At 65.5% G+C, this 18,395-nt stretch carries 19 protein-coding genes; 12 read left to right on the forward strand and 7 right to left on the reverse strand.

The genetic code is table 11. From position 1 onward, the window contains the following. Window positions 1-4 precede the first annotated feature (4 nt). A complete protein-coding gene (locus ACQY4V_RS15165; protein ID WP_428513054.1) occupies window positions 5-703 on the reverse strand; it encodes a rhomboid family intramembrane serine protease in 699 nt (232 codons plus the stop codon). 74 nt (window positions 704-777) lie between these two features. Between ACQY4V_RS15165 and trpS the strand changes: the two genes are divergently transcribed. The 3 genes from trpS to ACQY4V_RS15180 all read left to right on the forward strand — a co-directional run bounded on the left by trpS (window position 778) and on the right by ACQY4V_RS15180 (window position 3,421). Continuing rightward, window positions 778-1,797 (forward strand): tryptophan--tRNA ligase, encoded by a 1,020-nt coding sequence (gene trpS, locus ACQY4V_RS15170; RefSeq protein WP_428517265.1) that lies wholly within the window; start codon window positions 778-780, stop codon window positions 1,795-1,797. 217 nt (window positions 1,798-2,014) lie between these two features. After that, window positions 2,015-2,500, forward strand: a complete 486-nt coding sequence (locus ACQY4V_RS15175; protein WP_428513056.1) for a VOC family protein — start codon at window positions 2,015-2,017, stop codon at window positions 2,498-2,500. Between the two features lie 57 nt (window positions 2,501-2,557). After that, window positions 2,558-3,421 (forward strand): branched-chain amino acid aminotransferase, encoded by an 864-nt coding sequence (locus ACQY4V_RS15180; RefSeq protein WP_428513058.1) that lies wholly within the window; start codon window positions 2,558-2,560, stop codon window positions 3,419-3,421. Between the two features lie 11 nt (window positions 3,422-3,432). On the opposite strand, the gene ACQY4V_RS15185 is transcribed toward ACQY4V_RS15180, so the two are convergent. Further along, on the reverse strand, window positions 3,433-3,900 hold the full coding sequence (locus ACQY4V_RS15185) for a DUF411 domain-containing protein (protein ID WP_428513060.1): 468 nt from the start codon (window positions 3,898-3,900) through the stop codon (window positions 3,433-3,435). A 205-nt stretch (window positions 3,901-4,105) separates the two neighbouring features. Here ACQY4V_RS15185 and ACQY4V_RS15190 point away from each other — a divergent pair, with 205 nt between their 5' ends. Both ACQY4V_RS15190 and ACQY4V_RS15195 read left to right on the forward strand, forming a co-directional pair. Further along, complete coding sequence (locus ACQY4V_RS15190; protein WP_428513062.1) at window positions 4,106-6,133, forward strand: FAD-dependent oxidoreductase; 2,028 nt, start codon at window positions 4,106-4,108, stop codon at window positions 6,131-6,133. Between the two features lie 39 nt (window positions 6,134-6,172). Continuing rightward, window positions 6,173-7,108, forward strand: coding sequence for a zinc transporter ZntB (locus ACQY4V_RS15195; protein ID WP_428513064.1), 936 nt, complete (start codon window positions 6,173-6,175; stop codon window positions 7,106-7,108). Window positions 7,109-7,114: 6 nt separating this feature from the next. Here ACQY4V_RS15195 and ACQY4V_RS15200 read toward each other — a convergent pair whose 3' ends face one another. After that, window positions 7,115-7,555, reverse strand: a complete 441-nt coding sequence (locus ACQY4V_RS15200) for a DUF4399 domain-containing protein (protein WP_428513066.1) — start codon at window positions 7,553-7,555, stop codon at window positions 7,115-7,117. Between the two features lie 243 nt (window positions 7,556-7,798). On the opposite strand from ACQY4V_RS15200, the gene ACQY4V_RS15205 reads away from it, so the two are divergent. After that, on the forward strand, window positions 7,799-8,704 hold the full coding sequence (locus ACQY4V_RS15205; protein WP_428513068.1) for a LysR family transcriptional regulator: 906 nt from the start codon (window positions 7,799-7,801) through the stop codon (window positions 8,702-8,704). 63 nt (window positions 8,705-8,767) lie between these two features. Here ACQY4V_RS15205 and amrS read toward each other — a convergent pair whose 3' ends face one another. Continuing rightward, window positions 8,768-9,829, reverse strand: a complete 1,062-nt coding sequence (gene amrS, locus ACQY4V_RS15210) for an AmmeMemoRadiSam system radical SAM enzyme (RefSeq protein WP_428513070.1) — start codon at window positions 9,827-9,829, stop codon at window positions 8,768-8,770. Window positions 9,830-9,883: 54 nt separating this feature from the next. Here amrS and amrB point away from each other — a divergent pair, with 54 nt between their 5' ends. Then, window positions 9,884-11,266 (forward strand): AmmeMemoRadiSam system protein B, encoded by a 1,383-nt coding sequence (amrB, locus tag ACQY4V_RS15215; RefSeq protein WP_428513072.1) that lies wholly within the window; start codon window positions 9,884-9,886, stop codon window positions 11,264-11,266. A gap of 4 nt (window positions 11,267-11,270) precedes the next feature. On the opposite strand, the gene ACQY4V_RS15220 is transcribed toward amrB, so the two are convergent. Then, window positions 11,271-11,669 carry a VOC family protein gene (locus ACQY4V_RS15220; protein WP_428513074.1) on the reverse strand — a complete coding sequence of 133 codons (399 nt, stop codon included), beginning with the start codon at window positions 11,667-11,669 and terminating at the stop codon, window positions 11,271-11,273. A gap of 79 nt (window positions 11,670-11,748) precedes the next feature. Here ACQY4V_RS15220 and ACQY4V_RS15225 point away from each other — a divergent pair, with 79 nt between their 5' ends. After that, window positions 11,749-12,537 carry an FAS1-like dehydratase domain-containing protein gene (locus tag ACQY4V_RS15225; protein ID WP_428513076.1) on the forward strand — a complete coding sequence of 263 codons (789 nt, stop codon included), beginning with the start codon at window positions 11,749-11,751 and terminating at the stop codon, window positions 12,535-12,537. Here ACQY4V_RS15225 and ACQY4V_RS15230 read toward each other — a convergent pair whose 3' ends face one another. Continuing rightward, complete coding sequence (locus ACQY4V_RS15230; protein WP_428513078.1) at window positions 12,538-13,581, reverse strand: NAD(P)/FAD-dependent oxidoreductase; 1,044 nt, start codon at window positions 13,579-13,581, stop codon at window positions 12,538-12,540. It lies immediately after the preceding gene. 61 nt (window positions 13,582-13,642) lie between these two features. Here ACQY4V_RS15230 and mnmD point away from each other — a divergent pair, with 61 nt between their 5' ends. The 4 genes from mnmD (at window position 13,643) to ACQY4V_RS15250 (ending at window position 16,331) form a co-directional block, all read left to right on the forward strand. After that, a complete protein-coding gene (gene mnmD, locus ACQY4V_RS15235) occupies window positions 13,643-14,311 on the forward strand; it encodes a tRNA (5-methylaminomethyl-2-thiouridine)(34)-methyltransferase MnmD (protein ID WP_428513080.1) in 669 nt (222 codons plus the stop codon). Between the two features lie 2 nt (window positions 14,312-14,313). Beyond that, window positions 14,314-15,180, forward strand: coding sequence for a DMT family transporter (locus ACQY4V_RS15240; protein WP_428513082.1), 867 nt, complete (start codon window positions 14,314-14,316; stop codon window positions 15,178-15,180). A 182-nt stretch (window positions 15,181-15,362) separates the two neighbouring features. Next, entirely contained in the window at window positions 15,363-15,728 is a 366-nt protein-coding gene (locus ACQY4V_RS15245; protein WP_428513084.1) for a hypothetical protein, read from the forward strand. A 132-nt stretch (window positions 15,729-15,860) separates the two neighbouring features. After that, the gene (locus tag ACQY4V_RS15250; RefSeq protein ID WP_428513086.1) at window positions 15,861-16,331 is read left to right on the forward strand and encodes a copper chaperone PCu(A)C; all 471 of its coding nucleotides are present in this window, start codon (window positions 15,861-15,863) and stop codon (window positions 16,329-16,331) included. 50 nt (window positions 16,332-16,381) lie between these two features. On the opposite strand, the gene ACQY4V_RS15255 is transcribed toward ACQY4V_RS15250, so the two are convergent. Next, window positions 16,382-18,355, reverse strand: coding sequence for a lytic transglycosylase domain-containing protein (locus tag ACQY4V_RS15255; protein ID WP_428513088.1), 1,974 nt, complete (start codon window positions 18,353-18,355; stop codon window positions 16,382-16,384). Window positions 18,356-18,395: the final 40 nt, after the last annotated feature.

An 18,395-nucleotide genomic window follows, 5' to 3' on the forward strand; every position in this document is an offset into this window, starting at 1 on the left:
CAGGTTAGCGCCTCTGCAATCTCTGCCGCAGCCGCGCCATTCCGCCGGGCACCAGCACGAAGGACAGAAGAAATCCGCCGATGAACCCACCGATATCGGCCACCCATGTGAAATTATTGCCATAAAGCAGCCCGAAGAAAAGTTGCAGGCCCAGAAGCACGCCGATCATTGCAAAAGCCCGCATCTGGTTTTCGCCGATCACACCCAGCTGCAGCCAGACAAGGCAGGTGAAGCCCCCGATCAGGCCGTAGACGCCGGGAAAACCTCCTATTAACCCAGGCCCGTCAGGATAGATCAGGCCAAAGACCAGCGCGCCGAAGATGGACGAGGCAAAAAATAAAATCGCCACCGCCCACCCGGCCATGCGTTCGGCCACGAATTTGCCGATGGCGAGCGTCATCACGATGGCGAAAAGAGCCTGCATCAGGCTGGCATGAACGAACGGATAAGTGACGAAGCGGATAAGATAATCAAACCTTAACTGACCGGTCTCCAGCATCCAGGTCATCGCGCGGTTGGAAAACCCGAACTGCTGGATCGTCGAGATTCGCCACCCAATCGCCTCAGGCCCACCCGCCAGCCCGCGCGCGCCCAGCTGGAACACCGCCTCGGCAGCGGCCATGGCGGCCACGATGGCCAGCACCAGCGGCGGGATCGGGTTGACCGGGCTGTCGCCGGGGCCTGTGGCTCGGGGATCGGACATCGGTGTGGCCTCCTTGACGGCTGTTGACCGCAGCAGTAAGCGAGGCGGACACGAATTTCCAGACGGAGTCCGCCATGGCCGAGGCCAGCTTCACCCCCCGCGTCTTTTCCGGCATCCAGCCGTCGGGCGGCCTGACGCTGGGCAATTACCTCGGCGCGCTCAAGCGGTTCGCCGACAGCCAGAACAGCGGCGTCGAGTCGATCTTCTGCATGGTCGATATGCATGCCATCACCGTCTGGCAGGACCCCGCCGCCCTGCGCCACGCCACCCGCGAGCTGACCGCGGGCTTCATCGCCTCCGGCGTCGATCCGGCGCGGTCGATCCTCTTCAACCAAAGCCAGGTCTCGGCCCATGCCGAACTGGCCTGGATCTTCAACTGCGTCGCCCGCATGGGTTGGATGAAGCGGATGACCCAGTGGAAGGACAAGGCCGGCAAGAACCAGGAAAACGCCTCGCTGGGCCTGTTTGCCTATCCCGCGCTGATGGCCGCCGACATCCTCGCCTACCACGCCACGCATGTGCCGGTGGGCGAGGACCAGAAACAGCACCTGGAACTGACCCGCGACATCGCGATCAAGTTCAACAACGATTTCGAGGTCGATTTCTTTCCCATCACCGAGCCGGTGATCGAGGGCGCGGCCACCCGCGTCATGAGCCTGCGCGACGGGTCCAAGAAGATGTCGAAATCCGACCCCTCGGACATGTCCCGGATCAACCTGACCGACGATGCCGACACGATCTCCAAGAAGATCCGCAAGGCCAAGACCGACCCCGAACCGCTGCCGTCCGACGCGAAAGGGCTTGAGGATCGCCCCGAGGCCCGCAACCTAGTGAACATCTACTCCGCGCTCAACGACCAGAGCGTCGATCAGGTGATGCGCGATGTGGGCGGGCAACAATTCGGCACGTTCAAGCCCGCCCTGGCCGACCTGGCGGTGGCCAAGCTGGCGCCGATTTCCGACGAGATGGCCCGCCTGATGCAGGACCCCGCCGAGATCGACCGCATCCTGTCGGAGGGCGCCGGCAAGGCCCGCGAGATCGCCGCGCCGATCCTCAAGCGCACCAAGGAAATCGTCGGCATGGTGGGCGCCTGACCCGATCGAGTGGCTGCGCCACGCTCGATTTGCAGGAATGAGGGGCGCTGCCCCTCAAACTCCCCCCTCAAACTCCCCACTCCCCCCCTCAAACTCCCCGGAGTATTTGCAGCAAGAAAAAGCATCTGCATTTTCGCACGATCTCTGCGGCAGCGCGCGGAATTGCGCGATACGTTCAACCGGCCCATCTCTGGAACAAGCAGGAAAGGGTCATATCATGGCATTCACAACGCATCCCGAAACCCGTATCGGCCACGTGCACCTGCGCGTGTCGGACCTGGAACGTGCGATCTCCTTCTATTCCGGGGTTCTGGGCTTCGAATTGCAACAACGCTACGGTAACGAGGCCGCCTTTCTATCGGCAGGCGGCTATCACCATCACATCGGCCTGAATACGTGGGACAGCAAGGGCGGCACGCCGCCCCCGCCCGGGCATACGGGCCTTTACCACACGGCATTCCTCTACCCCGATCGCACAGCGTTGGCGCAGGCTTTGAAACGCGTGCTGGAGGCCGGCATCCCGCTTGAGGGCGCCGCCGATCACGGTGTCAGCGAAGCGGTCTACCTGTCCGATCCTGACGGCAACGGCGTCGAGCTTTACCGCGACCGCGCCCCGGAAGATTGGCCGCGCGATGCCGAAGGCAATCTGAAGATGGCCAACAGCCGGCTGGATATCGAGGCCCTGCTGGCCGAGGCCGGCTGACCCCTCTGGACCCTTCGCGCCGCCCGGCTTAGGGTCCGCGCCAAAAGGGAGGCAACCATGGCCACAGGCAGCAACATCCGGACCTATTTCGACGGTACCTGGCACGAGGGCGACATCCCGGTGATGCGCGCCGCCGATCACGGTATGTGGCTTGGCTCGAACGTGTTCGACGGGGCGCGTTTCGCCCATGGGCTGACACCCGACCTCGACCGGCACTGTGCCCGGGTGAACGCCTCGGCCGAGGCGCTGATGGTCACGCCGACCGTGACGGACGAGGATATGGTCGAGATCGTGCACGAAGGGCTGAAAGCCTACGCCCCCGACGCGGCCGTCTATATCCGCCCCATGTACTGGGCCATCGAGGGCGGCATGTCGGCCATAGTCCCCAAGGAGGGCGGCGCAACCGGCTTTGCCATCAGCCTTGAAGAAATCCCCATGGCCGCGCCCGAGCATTCCGCCACGATCACGCGCACGCGCTTTCGCCGCCCGGTGCTGGAGGACGCGGTGGTCAACGCCAAGGCCGCCTGCCTATACCCCAACAACGCCCGGATGCTGGCCGAGGCGAAATCCAAGGGCTTCACCAACGCGCTTGTGGCCGACGCGCTTGGCAACGTGGCCGAGGCCGCCACCGCCAATGCCTTTGCCGTCAAGGATGGCGAGGTCTTCACGCCCGTGCCCAACGGCACCTTCCTGGCCGGGATCACCCGAGCGCGGCATATCGAGAACCTGCGCGCCGATGGCGTCACCGTGCATGAATGCGTCATGTCCTTCGACGATTTCCACGACGCCGACGAGGTCTTTCTGTCCGGCAACATGATGAAGGTCACGCCGGTCACGGCGTTTGACGAGACCAATTACCAGATCGGCCCGGTCACTCGCAGAGTGCGCGAGATGTACTGGGACTGGGCCGCCAGCGCCTGAGCTCGGGCCGCTCAGGCCGCCGCGTTGTAGCTGGAGAACACCTCGGTGCTGCCGTCCCGCAGGATCAAGTGCACCTCATAGGCGTCGCGCCGGTCCTCCGGTCCCATCCCCGGCGAGCCGTAGGGCATCCCCGGCACCGCAAGGCCCACCGCGTCGGGGCTTTCGTCCAGCAGGCGGCGGATGTCGGCGGGCGGCACGTGACCTTCGATCATGTACCCGGCAATCTTGCCGGTGTGGCACGAGATCATCTGCGGCGGAATGCCGTTGTCGATCTTGTAACGCGACAGGATCGTGCCGAACGCATCCTCGCTGGTCACCGCAAACCCGTCTTCTTGCAGGATTTCCATCCACGCGCGGCAACAGCCGCAGTTGGGGTCTTTCATGACATGAATGGCGGGGCCGGATTGCGCCAGACCGGCAAGCGGGGCCGTGGCCACCAGCCCGGCGGCACCGGCGAGAAGATTGCGTCGGGTCAACATAAGCTCTCTCCTTGCAGACTTGGTTGGCAGCAAAGTTGCTCAGGATCGCACGCCGCCGTCAAGAACCCGCCCCTGCACCCGGCATCACAACCAGGTGACACGACCGCTGCGCCTTAACGCAGCGTCGGACGTGACAATCGCGGCTGACGTGACCATGGTGCGCGTCAACCTACGTTTTGATCCGAACGTCCCCGGGAGGCCGCACATGACCCAATACCCGCACCTGCTCGCCCCGCTCGATCTGGGCCACGTCACGCTGAAGAACCGCGTGCTGATGGGCTCGATGCATACCGGGCTGGAAGAGACCAAGGACTGGAACCGCGTGGCCGAATTCTATGCCACGCGCGCCCGTGGCGGGGTGTCCCTGATGGTCACCGGCGGCATGGCCCCGAACCGCGAGGGCGGCGTCTTTCCCGGCGCGGCGGGCCTTTTCAACGAGCAGGACATCGCCAACCACAAGGTGGTCACCGACCGGGTTCATGACGCGGGCGGCTTGATCGCCATGCAGATCCTTCATGCGGGCCGCTATGCCTATGGCAAGGAATGCGTCGCCCCCTCGCCCATCAAGTCCCCCATCTCGCCCTTTCCGCCGAAAGAGCTGGACGAGGATGGCATCAAGAAACAGATCGCCGATATCGTCACCGCCGCGGCCCGCGCGCGAGAGGCTGGCTATGACGGGGTCGAGATCATGGGATCCGAGGGGTATTTCATCAACCAGTTCCTCGTGCGCCACACCAACAAGCGCGAGGACCGCTGGGGCGGCTCCTACGAGAACCGGATGCGCCTGCCGCTGGAGATCGTGCGCCGGGTGCGCGAGGCCGTAGGCCCCGATTTCATCCTGATCTACCGCCTGTCCATGATCGACCTCGTCCCCGAAGGCTCGACCTTCGACGAGGTGGTCCAACTTGCGCAAGCGGTGGAAAAGGCCGGGGCCAGCATCATCAACACCGGCATCGGCTGGCACGAGGCGCGCATTCCCACCATCGTCACCTCGGTCCCCCGCGCGGCCTTCACCTGGGTCACGAAAAAGCTGATGGGGCATGTGGGCATCCCCATCATCACCTCGAACCGCATCAACACGCCGCAGGTGGCCGAGGACGTGCTGGCCAACGGTTGCGCCGACATGGTGTCGATGGCCCGCCCCTTCCTTGCGGATGCGGAGTTCGTCAAGAAGGCCGTCGAAGGCCGCGCCGACACAATCGCGCCCTGCATCGCCTGCAACCAGGCCTGCTTGGACCACACATTTTCAGGCAAGATCTCGACCTGCCTCGTGAACCCGCGCGCCTGCTATGAGACCGAGCTGCCGATTACACCCACGGACAAACCCAAGTCCGTTGCCGTCGTCGGTGCCGGGCCTGCGGGCCTTTCCACCGCGATCACGGCGGCACAGCGCGGCCATGATGTGACGCTCTTCGACCGCGACGACCAGATCGGCGGTCAGCTCAACATGGCCAAGCAGATCCCCGGCAAGGAGGAATTCTTCGGCCTCGTCGACTGGTACGCCACGATGTTGGAGGAAACCGGCGTGACGGTGAAGCTGGGCCAGGACGTGCAGGCAGACGACCTGACCGGCTTTGACGAGGTGATCATCGCCACCGGCGTCCTGCCCCGCGACCCGCAAATCGAAGGCCAGGATGGCGACAACACGCTCAGCTATATCGACGTGCTGAAGCACAAGAAGCCAGCGGGCAAGCGCGTGGCCATCATCGGCGCAGGCGGCATCGGGTTCGATGTGGCCGAGTTCCTCGTGCACGAGGGCGAAAGCCCGACCGAGAACCTCGCGGAGTGGAAAGAGGAATGGGGCGTCGGCGACCCGGCAGAAACCCCCGGTGGGCTCGCCCCCGAAGGCCCGCAGCCCGATGCGCCCGCCCGCGCCGTCACGCTCCTGCAGCGCAAGTCCGAGCGTGTGGGCAAACGGCTCGGCAAAACGACGGGCTGGATTCACCGCGCGTCGCTCCGGATGAAGGATGTCGAGATGCTCGGCGGGGTCACCTACGAGCGCATCGAACCCGCCGGGCTTGTCCTCTCGAACGACGAAGGCCGCGAAGACCCGCGCACGCTCGAGGTGGACACCATCGTGCTTTGCGCCGGACAGGTCAGCGAACGCAGCCTTGCCGACGCGCTCGAGGCCAGGGGCATCGCCTGCCACGTCATCGGCGGCGCGGACGTCGCGGCAGAACTCGACGCCAAGCGCGCCATCGATCAGGGCACGCGTCTGGCGGCGGCGCTGTAGTCTCTTGCCCGCACCCCGGCACCGCCCTAGTTTCGCGCCATGCCAGTTTGCGCCTTCGATATCGCCCCTGATGGCACCGCCCGCCCGGCCTCTGAAAACGGCCCGGACGAAGGCTATGCCTGGTGGCATTTCGACCTTGCCGATCCAGAGCTTCCGGCCTGGCTGGAGGCGTGCGTTCCGTCCATCCCGGCGACCGCGCTGCTGGCCCCGGAAACCCGACCGCGTTGCGATCGCTACGGCGACGGGCTGATGCTGAACCTGCGCGGCGTGAACCTCAACGCAGACGGCCCCGCCGACCAGATGGTCGCCGTGCGCATGTGGGTGACCGACCGCCTGGTCGTGACGGTGCGCAAGCGCCGGGTCTTCGCCATCGATGCCATTCGCGAGGACGTGGCCGCCGGCACCGCGCCTGCCAGCCCCATCGCCTTTGTCCATGACCTCGCGCAGCGGCTGATGACCCGCGTCCAGGACACGGTTTTCGACCTCAGCCGCCGCGTCGACGACATGGAAGACAGCGTCGTGGATGACGACGAAGACCCGCCAGAGGATCTGGCCGAAGAGCAACGCATGGCGATCCGCCTGCGCCGCTACCTCGCGCCACAGCGCGACGCGCTGATTGCCCTTGTCGGCACCGACAGCGAACTTGTCACCTCCGATGCCCGCGCCCGCCTGCGCGAGTTGGGCAACCTCGCAAAGCTGGCGGTCGAGGAACTGGAGTCGATGATCGGCCGGATGGACGCCGTGCAGGACCACCACGCCACGCAAGCCGACCAGCGGCAGAACCGCAACGGCTATATCCTGTCGATCGTGGCCGCCGTGTTCCTGCCGCTGGGCTTCATCACCGGCCTGTTCGGCGTGAACGTGGCGGGGATGCCCGGCGTGAACACCCCCTGGGCCTTCGCCGCCCTGTGCATCGGGCTGGTGGTCCTGACGTTTGGCGCGATCTGGATCCTGCGAAAGCTGAAGTGGATCTGACCGAGGTTACTCGACCGTGATCGTGATCTGCTCCGACGTCACCGGCGGGTCGTGCGGCACGTGGTTCATGTCACCGAGCACCAGTTGCAGCGTGTGTTCGCCCGGCTCCAGGTCCAGCTCCACCTCGGTCTGACCGCCACCGAAATGCATGTGGTTGTCATCCGACGGGAGCGCGTTTTGCAGCTCTTCCTCGCCATCGGGGCCTTCGCCCAGCGGCGCGCGGTCGATCAGGATGTGGTGATGTCCGGTATGCTCCTTTTCGGTGCCGGCCGGTGCCACGCCCATGCCGCTCAGGCCGAAGACGACCTTCACCGGCGCAGATACGGTGGCGCCGTCTTCAAGGTTGACGAAATAGACCTCTGCACCTTCGGGCGCAGCGGTTCGTTCGGCAAAAGCCATCGAGGCTGTCACCGCCAGAATGGCGAAGGATTTCGTAAGAAGTTTCATGCGAGCTCTCCCTGGTTCAGGCCCCGCAGATGCCGCTTCTCCAGAACGGCCCTGCGACGGTGCTGAAGATGGACCTCACGGGCCGCAAGACAAGGCCCCTGGCCCCTGTCGGCGGCATGAAAGCTGTTTCCGGGCCACGAACGATGCACCACAAAACCAAGATATTGTCTGGCTCGCGCCGCAGTTGTGCCCGAATTTACGGTGATAGCTTGACCCCAACAAGAAATGACGAGGGTATCGAGAATGGATCGCCTTACCGAAATGGAGGCCTTTGCGACCGTCGTGGACCAGGGTGGGTTCACGGACGCTGCCCGCAAAATGGGTATTTCCAAGTCCGCCGTCTCCAAGCACGTCTCGTCTCTCGAGGCCCGTCTGGGCGCGCGCCTGCTGAACCGGACCACCCGCCGGGTCAGCCCGACCGAGATCGGTCTGGCGTATTACGACCGCGCCCTGCGCGTCCTGAACGACGCGGGCGAGGCAGACGCGCTGGTCAGTTCGATGCAGTCCGATCCCTCGGGCCTTCTGCGCATTTCCGTGGCGACCGATTTCGGCGTGAATCACCTTAGCCCGATCCTCGGCCAGTTTCTCGACGATTTCCCGGACATCACGGTCAACATGGTGCTCAACAACCGCTATGTGGAGTTGATTTCCGAAGGCTTCGACATGGCGATTCGCATCGGCGAGCTTGAAGACAGCACGCTGCGCGCCCGGAAGCTGACCGAGACCACCAAGCGCATGATCGCCAGCCCCGCTTACCTGCAAAAATTCGGTCAACCCGGCAAGATCGACGAACTCAACGAACACAAGCTTTTGCACTATTCCAGCCAGTCCAACGGATCGGTCTGGAAGCTGACCGCTCCCTCGGGCGAAAAGCGCCAGGTGCGCACCGCGGGCGGTCTTTCGGTCAATGATGGCCAGTCGCTGCTCAATGCCGCCATTTCGGGCCTCGGCATCGCCTACCTGCCCAGTTTCCTATACGCCAACGCGATGAAGGACGGAAAAGTGGTCGATGTCATCCCGGACCTGCCGATGGAAACCCAGGGCATCTACGCAGTCTATCCTCCGGGCCGTTTCACGCAGCCCAAGGTACGCGCCTTCATCGACTTTCTTGTCCACGCCTTCGCCGAGAAGGGTCCGACGGACTGGTAAGATTTTCCTCCGCCTGTCAGGCCTGACCCCGGGTGGCGCGCCACCCGGGGCCTTTTCGCGTTTTCACGCCATGCGCAATGGCCGCCGCTTGCGCCCCCAGTCGCCCGGCGGGCCGTCGATCACACCGGGAAAAGGCGTGCCGCAGGTGACGCACGCGCCGAAATCGTCCAGCTTCCACTCCGACAGCGCGTACCAGTCCCGCCCGATCACGCGGTCCCCGCATCCGGCGCAGTAGCTCGACTGCGCTTCGGGATGATGGACATTGCCGATATAGACATGCCGCAGCCCCGCCTGATGCGCCACCTGACGCGCCCGCAGCAGCGTCTCCAGCGGCGTGCGTTCGTGCGACAGCATCCGGTGATCGGGATGAAAGGCGGTGAAATGCACCGGTACGTCGGGCCCGCAGGTCTTCATCACCCAGGCCGACAGCGCCTCCATCTCCGCAGCGCTGTCATTCTCTCCCGGGATCAGCAGCGTCGTCAGTTCGACCCAGCAATCGGTTTCGTTCACGGCGTAGGCGATCGTCTCCAGCACCGGCGCGATCTCCGATCCGGTCAGCTTGCGATAAAATCCTTCGGTAAAGCCTTTCAGGTCGATATTCGCCGCATCCATCGCACCAAAGAACTCTGCCCGTGGCGCGTCGCAGATATACCCCGCCGTCACCGCCACGCTTTTCACGCCGGCCTCGCGGCAGGCCGCGGCGGTGCCCAGCGCATATTCGTGAAAGATCACCGGGTCATTGTAGGTAAACGCCACCGACGCACAGCCCTCTGCCCGCGCCACGCGGGCGATCTTTTCCGGCGACGCCGCATGCGCCAGGCTGTCGACCTCGCGACTTTTCGAAATCTCGTGGTTCTGGCAGAACTTGCAGGCCAGGTTGCACCCTGCCGTGCCGAAGCTCAGCACCGGCGTGCCGGGCAAAAAGTGATTCAGCGGCTTCTTCTCGATCGGGTCGATGCAGAACCCTGTCGAGCGGCCATAGGTGTCCAGCACTATCCGGTCGCCCTGCCGCATACGAACGAAACACATGCCCCGCTGCCCGTCCCGCAATGTGCAGAAGCGCGGGCACAGGGTGCAGCGCAGCCTGCCGTCAGTCTCGGCTTCCCAGAATCGCGCGGGGTGCATCGCGGGCGAATTTCCTCCATGATCCTGTCACCACATTATGCGATTGACCCGACCATGAATAGTGAACCCGATCCTCTGATGCGCCAGCCCGCCGTCGCCGGAACCTTCTACCCGGCAGACGCGCATGCGCTCCGGTCCGAGGCCGAAAGCTGCATCACTCGCGGCACCAGCGGCTGGCGGCCCGAGGGCTCGGTGCCCCGCGCAATCATCTCGCCACACGCGGGCTATCGCTTTTCCGGCTGGCTGACCGGCGCCGCATGGCGGGCCACCGTCCGAGGACAGCCTGAGACCATCGTCATCCTGTCGCCCTCTCATGCCCATTCGTTCGACGGCATCGCCCTGCCCTCGCAAAAGGGCTACGCCATGCCCGGTTTCGACGTGATGATCCACCGGTCCGTCACCAACAGCCTCGTTCAGGCAGGGCTGGCCCATGTCGAGGACGCTGCCCATGACCGCGAGCATGGGATCGAGACGCAGCTTGCCTTCCTGCACCGCCTGCATCCCCGCGCCAGGGTGGTCCCGCTCGTCATCGGCAACGCGACGCAGGATCAGGTGGCGGCGGCCATCGACCACCTCGCCGCCCAAGGCCAGCCGCTCTTCGTTCTGTCCAGCGACCTCAGCCATTTCCTGACCCGCGACGCGGCGGATGCGAAGGATTCCGAGACGGCCAAGCTGCTGGAAACGTCCAAGAGCACGATCCTCACACCGCGCCACGCCTGCGGTGCCGCCGCCATCACCGGGTTCCTCGCCTCGACCGTGGGTACGGGACTGCGCGTTGCCCGTCTGGCCATGGCGTCCAGCGCCGATGTCACCGGCGACACGTCGCGCACCGTGGGCTACGGCGCCTGGGCGCTGTTCGATACCACCGACGAAATCATCATCCCGCGCCACCGAGAGATGCTGCTCAAGGCCGCGCGGCAGACGCTCGAGTCCTTCACCAGGCGCGGCAAGCCGCCAAAGCTCGATGAAACCAGCTTTCCACAGGCCCTGCGTGGGCACGCCGCCAGCTTCATCACCCTGCAAAGGGATGGCCGCCTGCGCGGCTGCATCGGCTCGCTTGCCGCGCATCAACCGCTGGTCCGTGACGTCTCCGAGAATACGGTCAAATCCGCCTCCGCCGATCCGCGCTTCAAGCCCCTGAGCGCCGGCGAGGTCCCCGACTTGCGCCTCAAGATCGCCGTCCTGTCACCCTCCGCGCCGATGACCTTCGCGAATCAGGCTGACCTTCTGTCGCAACTGACACCCCACCGCGACGGTCTGATCCTGCGCGACGGGGCCAAACGCGGTGTCTTCCTGCCCATGGTCTGGGAGAGCCTGCACGACCCCGCCGAATTCCTGAGAGCATTGAAGGTCAAGGCGGGCCTGCCCAAGGATCACTGGAGCGATACGCTGGAACTCCACCGTTTCTGCGCCGAAAGCTTTGCCGAGCCGGAATAGGCCTTCAACCGGCGTTGGAAATCTCGATCAGGTTGCCATCCGGGTCGCGTATGTAGATCGAGGTCAGCGGCCCCGTCGCCCCGGTACGCGGCACCGGTCCTTCCTCGACCGTGACGCGTTGCGCGGCAAGATGGTCCTGCCAGTCCGCCAGCGGCGCATCGCTCAGGAAACAAAGATCCGCTGTCCCGGGGCCGGGATGCGCCGCCTTCGGCTCGAACTCCGCCCCCGCCTTGTGCAGATTGATCTTCTGTGCCCCGAATTTCAGCGCCCACCGTCGCGTGCCGTCAGCAGGGGTGAATGCCTCCGCCGTCATCCCCAGGGCATCGCTGTAAAAGGCAACGGTCGCGTCGATATCCGCCACCGTCAGCACGAGGTGATCCAGCGATGTCAGGCGGGTCGGCATGAGCACGTACTCTTCGCTAGCATTGTCATCTCGCGTATCGGCGTCATAGACATACGCCAAAACTCGAAAGCAGTCCAAGATGACAGACGCCACCCAGACCCTTCACGACTCCATCGACCCGGCACGCGCCCGCGCGCTTCAGGCAACGTTGGGCGAAACGCCTACCATAGAGGCAGGCGACGCCCTGCCGCCGTTCTTCCACCAGATCTATTTCTGGGATCCGCAGGCGCCCGCCGACCTTGGCCGCGACGGACACCCGAAGCTGGGCGGCGTCATTCCCGACATGGGCCTGCCCCGGCGCATGTGGGCGGGCGGGCAGCTTGAATTCCACGCCCCCTTCCGCGCGGGCCAGCCCGCCACGCGCCGCACCACCCGCGAAGAGGCCCAGCTCAAGCAGGGCCGCAGCGGCCCGCTGGCCTTCGTCACCCTGCGCCATGAAATCTGGCAAGACGACATCTGCTGCATCACCGAGCATCAGGACCTCGTCTATCGCGAGGATGATGGCGGCCGGAAACCCGAACCGCCCCGTGCCACCGACGGCGCGGTGAAGACCCGTACAATCACTTTCGACAGCACGCTCCTCTTCCGCTACTCCGCGCTCACTTTCAACGGTCACCGCATCCATTACGACGAGACATATGCCCGCGAGGTTGAAGGCTATGACGGCCTCGTCGTCCACGGACCCCTGCTGGCGCATCACCTGATGCAAATGGCCGATGCCGAGCTGGGCGGGCTGAAACGTTTCAGCTTCCGCGCAACCAGTCCCCTGATGCACCACGAGATCGCAACGATCTGCTGGACCGAGAACGGCACCTGCTGGGTGCGCGGCCCCGACGGGCGGCAATGCATGTCCGCGCAGGCAGGATGATCAGCAGGTCTTCGGCAAAGAGGCCTCGGGCCTGAACACCGCCGGGATCTCGTCCCGCCCGTCCAGCACGAGGTCCGCCATCACCTGCGCCACTTTCGGTGCCATGCCGAACCCGATCTTGAAGCCGCCATTGGCGATGAACTGGTCCGGATAAAGCGGATGCACGCCCAGCATCGGCGCCCGCGACCGCGCCCGGGGCCGCACCCCGGCCCAGCGCTCGATGACCTTCGCGTCTCGCAATGCCGGCACCGCAATGCGCAGGCGGTCCAGAACCTCGTCCAGTTGCGCATCCGTTTCCGTCGCGCTTGCATACTCCCGCTCCGAGGTCGAGCCTACGGCCGTCGTCCCGTTGCGGTGAAAGATCACGTGCAGCGCGTTGGCAAAGACCTGTGGCGAGTCCGGCGCCGCGAAATCCAGCACCGCGCCCTGTCCCTTGACGCCGTTGCCCACCGGCGCTGCAAGCCTCTCCGACAACTCTGCCAACCCGGCGACCCCCGTCGCATGAACCACGCGGCCCTGCGGCTTGCCCTCGGCCACGATCTCTCCGCCACGGGTCACGATGGCCGCCGCCAGCGCCTTGGCGCCTTCGCGTGGATGCAACCGCGCCGACAGCGTATCGAGGATCAAGAGCCCCGTTGGCGTGACCGGCGCATGCGCCACAGCATCCGCCTTTACAACCTGCCACGTTGCGGCCTCGCCCCACAGTTCACGCGCGGTGACCTCCCGCTGCCGCGCCAGCGCCAGCCCGGCCTCGTCCGCCACCGGCTGCACCCGGCCTGTCCGGGCATAGCCCGGCGGCAGGCCAGAGACCTCCGCCACCTCGGCCCAGAACACCTCTGCCATCAGCAGGCTGTCCAGCTGGAACGCCTTCTTCTCATTCCAGATCTCGGGCACGTGCGGCGCAAGCGCGCCGACCACGCCACCCGACGCCCCCGCGCCCACGCCGCCGGGGTCAATCACCCGCACCTTCGCCCCCCGCGACTGGCACGCGAAGGCGATGGACAGGCCGAAGATTCCGGCGCCGTAGATGGTGACGTCTGCCATTGTCATTTCCCCTGCCCGGCGGCATGGTCGCCGGGATTTTCCCTGACTACCGGAAGGCGCGATGCAGGGCCAGCAGGCAGAACTGGAATGGCGCGAAGGCGATGTGCCGGTCTCCACCCGGTTCGACGACCCGTATTTCAGCCTCGAAAACGGCCTGGCCGAAACGCGCCACGTCTTTCTGGGCGGCAACGACCTGCCCGCCCGGTTCCGTGATGGGTTCCACGTGGCCGAACTGGGATTCGGCACCGGACTCAACTTCCTGACCGCACTTCAGGCATGGCGTGCGGCGGGCGTGCCCGGCACCCTGCATTTCACCAGCTTCGAGGCGTTCCCCATGGAGCCTGCCCAGATCGCCCGCGCGCTCAAGGTCTTTCCCGACCTGCCGGTCGAAGCGCTCGGACTGGAAAGCGCCGGCCCCTTCATCGAGCCTCTGACCAGCCCCGATTTCCGGCTCCAGATCATCGAGGGCGACGCCCGCAACACACTGCCCGGCTGGGACGGAATGGCCGACGCCTGGTTCCTCGACGGATTCTCCCCCGCCAAGAACCCCGAGCTGTGGGAAGAGGCCCTGATGCGCCACGTGGGCCGGCACACCGCACCGGGTGGCACCGCGGCCACCTATACCGCGGCGGGCTTCGTCCGGCGCGGATTGCAGGCGGCGGGGTTTGAAGTCGCGCGCGTTCCGGGATACGGGCGCAAGCGGCACATGACCCGCGCAAGAAAGACCTGACCATGGCAGAGCAGAACACCCGCCTCGGCATCCTGATGATGGTGACCACGACCTTCATCTTCGCGGTGCAGGACGGCATCTCGCAATACCTCGCGCGGGAATACAACGTGCTGATGATCGTGATGATCCGCTATTGGTTCTTCGCGGCCTTCGTGATGACCGTGGCCAGCCGCACCGCCGGCGGCCTTCGCGCCGCCGCCCGCACCGATCAGCCTTTGGTGCAGGGCTTTCGCGCCGTGCTGCTGGTGGCCGAGATCTGCGTGATGATCTTCGGCTTTACCCTATTGGGGCTGGTCGAAAGCCACGCCGTCTTCGCCTGCTACCCGCTGCTGATCGCCGCCCTCTCCGGCCCGGTGCTGGGCGAAAGCGTCGGCTGGCGCCGATGGGCGGCGATCGGAGTGGGCTTCGTCGGCGTCATCATCATCCTGCAACCGGGTTTCGGCGTGTTCCAGCCCGAGGCGATCGTGCCGCTGATCGCCGCTCTGATGTTCGCACTCTACGGCCTGCTGACCCGTTACGTCGGCCGCCGCGACAGCGCCGCCACCAGCTTTTTCTGGACCGGCACCGTGGGCTCAGTCGCCATGACCGCCGTCGGCCTGTGGTTCTGGGAGCCGATGTCGGCCTATAACTGGCTCTGGATGGCCGCGCTTTGCGTCACCGGCGCGGCGGGGCACTATACGCTCATCAAGTGCTACGAGGTGGCCGAGGCCAGCGCCGTGCAGCCCTTCGCCTACCTGCAACTGGTCTTCGCCAGCACAATCGGCATCCTTTTCTTTTCCGAAACGATCCGCACCAACGTGGCCCTTGGCGCGGGGCTGATCGTGGCCGCCGGGCTGTTCACCCTTTGGCGCCAGCGCCTGCGCGGCTAAAGCATTTCCGGGACACATTGAGTCGCTTTTCACTGCCTCTTGAGACGCAAAAAGCGATGCATGCTTCAGACTGCCCCGGAAACGCTTTAGTGCGGCATTTTACCGGGCTTTCCCGCAGCAGGCCGACCATGTATCAAACGTCTGAAAGACGAGGGGTCTCATCCATGCGCTCGGCGCGACACATGACAGCGATCTGCAAGGCGGCGTTCACGCTGGTCTTGGCGCTGTTCATCGCGATCCGCGTCGTGGCCCAGCCCACGATCCTCGCCGCGCCGGAACCGGGGGTGATGGCGCTCTGCTCTGGCGGGCAGATCGTCTATGTCTCGATGGAAACCGGCCTGCCGGTGGAGAACGACGGCGAAACCGGATTGCTGGCCGATCCCTGCCCGTTCTTCGGCGTGACGGCCTTCGACCTGGCCGTGGACCAGCCTCTGCCGACACCGCTTCAGGTGCCATCCGCGCTCGCCCTCGCGCAGGCCGGCGCGTCTCCGCCCGTGCCCGGCGCACCGGTTCAGAACGCCGCCCGCGCCCCGCCCATGCGGGCCTGATCCCGCGCGGGCCTACCGCCCGCATTCCAATTCCCCAAAAAATCGACGCAGGCGGGCCTCTGCCCGGCGCGTTCCCATAGCAAAATTGGCACCGGGCCTCTCACCCGCGTCGCCAGCTTACAGGAGACTGACATGAAAACCCTTCTTACCCTCGCATCCGCCCTCATCCTCTCGGCCGGCATCGCCACCGCGCATGACTACACCGTGGGCGATCTGGAAATCATGCACCCTATGGCGTTCGAAACGCCGAAGATGGCCAAGACCGGCGCGGGGTTCCTGATGATCACCAATACCGGCGAGACCGACGACGTGCTGCTCGAGGTGCGCGCCGATTTCCCCAAGGTCGAGATCCACACGACCGAGGAAACCGACGGCGTCGCCAAGATGATGCATGTCGAAAACCTGCCCATCCCCGCCGGTGAAACGGTCAAGCTGGCACCGGGCGGCTATCACGTGATGTTCATGGGCCTCTCGTCGCAGCTTGAGGAAGGCCAGAAAATTCCCGCCACGCTGGTGTTCGAGAACGCGGGCGAGGTCGAGGTCACGTTCAACGTGGAAACCCGCCCCGAAGACGGCGAAAGCATGGACCATTCCAACCACTGACCATTGCGGCACGCCGTGCGGGCGGCTGTCCGCCGGCGCGGCGTCCTTGGTCAATCCACGGTCGGCTTCAACGTGCTGCCGACAAGTTCCTGCGAAAACGGCACCGGGTGCGGTTCTTTGCCCAGCCGCGCCCGGTAGACCGGCAGGCTCTCGGCCACGCGCATCACGTAATTCCGCGTCTCGTTGAAGGGGATATGCTCGATCCAGTCGATGATGTCCCCGCCCTCCTGACGCGGGTCGCCGAACCGCGTCATCCAGCTCGGTGGCCGTGCAGGCCCTGCGTTGTAGGCCGCCGACATCATGATGACGTTGCCATCGAACTGTGCCGCCATCTGCGCCAGGTAGGCAGACCCAAGGCGGGCATTATAAGCCCAGTCGTCGAACACCCTGGACCGTGTGTGCCCGGTTTCGCCCAATCGCCTCGCCACTTCTGCCGCCGTTCCGGGCATCAGTTGCATCAGCCCCATCGCACCCGCGCCGCTGGCGACGTTCTGGTCGAACTCGCTTTCGCGCCGGGCGATCGCAAGCGCCAGCTCCATCGGGACCGGCAGGTCGAGCTCATGCATCGGGTGCAGCGGATAATAGGGGGCGGGCAGCGTGATTCCCCGTTGCGCCGCCGCCTTGCCCACCATCACCTGCAGGTGCGGCGAGCCCAAATCGTGCATCGCCTGTCCCAGCTGTCGCAGAGGCTCCAGGTCAAGTGTGCCCGCCAGATGCTTGAAGAACTGCTCGGCGAGCGAGACCCGACCGTTGGCCAGCGCCAGAACGCCGGCCTGGAACACTTCGCCCCGCGCGAACTCCGCTTCGCGCCAGTCGGGAAAGCTCTGACGCCCCATAAGCGCCCGGTCGAACGGAAAGCCGCCCCGCTCGGCGGCGAGCAGCCCGTAAAAGCTGGTCTGGTGCAGCGCGCCCAACTCGTAGGCGATCTCGGCCGCGGCCTCGTTGCCGGCGGCCTCCTGAGCGCGGCCCAGCCAGTACCCGGCCCGGCCCAACGAAATCGGCGTCTCGACCGCATCCATGAACCGCTCGAAGTGGAATACCGCAAGCTCGGGATCGTTGAGGTCCGTCAGCGCGATGAAGCCCGCCAGCCACTCGAGGTCCGCGAAATGCGATCCTTCGACCAGACCATGCACCGACGCCAGGTCATAGGCCGTGCGCGCGGCACCGTCGCGCATCCTGTCCCGGGCCAGTTCCCGCCGCCAGCCCGCCCAACGCTCGGCATCCCCCAGCCCGTTTCCTTCCAGACGGCTTTGGCGAAGGATCAGCTTGATCGCGTCATCGGCCCGGTTCTTGCGAATGTGGCGGTTGAACAGGGCGTAGGCGATGTGGGGATCCGTGCGGGCCGCCTCGGGCAACAGGTCAAGTCGCTTGTCGGCGCCGTCGGCATCGGCCTCGATCATCAACCGGGTCTGCGCGATATCGCGCGTGGCCTCATCGACCAGCGGCAGCATCTGCTGCACGTCCCGCAGGCCCCGCCAAAGGGCCATGTCCAGCCGTGCCGCGTGATGGGGTTCCAACAGCTCCGGTCGCGCCCGGATGAAGGCGTCATGCTCTGCGGTGGACAAATCCAGCGTCCGCCATGCCAACACCATCGCGACCTCTGCATCGCCCGGCCGGTCGGCCTCCTGCAGGGCACGCGCATAGGACAGCGTGCCCAGGCCCGATTGCGGCACTCGGTCCTCGTAAAAGGCAATGATCTCGTCGGGGCTGGCGCCGATCATCGCGCCCTCGGCCTGCTTGTGCAGGTAATCCAGTCCCGGCCAGTCCGGGTGGTCGGCAAGAAAGGTCAGGATGTCGGAGGGCGTGCCTTCGCCCGCCCGCAGCCGGTGCCATTCGATCAACGTCACCGCCCCGGGGCCCGCCCGCTCGGCCAGATGCATCGCGGTCGTCCAACGCCCCGCCAGGATCGCATCGAAGGCACTCGACAAGGGGCGCGGCGGGACACGCGGCGCCGGCGCCACCATGACGGTCTCTTCCGCGCCCGGGTCGACCCCGGCGTCCGAGGACGCAGTCGCCTCGCTCACGGCTTCAGTCTGGGCCATGGCAAGCCATGGCCACAGGAGG

The organism is Roseovarius sp. (assembly GCF_965277045.1).
GTDB lineage: Bacteria > Pseudomonadota > Alphaproteobacteria > Rhodobacterales > Rhodobacteraceae > Roseovarius.